1 rRNA gene is annotated in these 449 nt (G+C 38.3%); it reads right to left on the reverse strand.

Annotation, left to right across the window (positions count from 1 at the left end):
- Window positions 1–295, reverse strand: a 23S ribosomal RNA gene (locus LG651_RS15675); the annotation flags it as partial.
- Between the last annotated feature and the right edge of the window lie 154 nt (window positions 296–449).

The following is a 449-nucleotide window of genomic DNA, read 5'->3' on the forward strand; positions in this document are numbered from 1 at the left end:
TTGTGGTCCTACAACCCCAATATTGCCGTAACAATATTGGTTTGGGCTAATCCGCGTTCGCTCGCCACTACTAACGGAATCACTTTTGTTTTCTTCTCCTCCGGGTACTTAGATGTTTCAGTTCTCCGGGTTCGCCTCCTTACGGATACTATATCTTCAATATAGTGGGTTGCCCCATTCGGATATTTGCGGATCAATTTGTATGTGCCAATCCCCGCAACTTTTCGCAGCTTATCACGTCCTTCATCGCCTCTGAGAGCCTAGGCATTCCCCATACGCCCTTATTTAGCTTATTGTACTTTTTGCTTTTTTAATGAGTTTCATTAATAAGTATTAAACTTACTAATAATGATTAATTGTATCGCTCGCGTGATACTTTATTAATCTTAATTACTTTTCATTAGATATAAATCTAATGTTTCATGTATCTTTTCAATATGTCAATGAAC

It is taken from the genome of Neotamlana sargassicola (genome assembly GCF_020523965.1).
Lineage (GTDB): Bacteria > Bacteroidota > Bacteroidia > Flavobacteriales > Flavobacteriaceae > Neotamlana > Neotamlana sargassicola.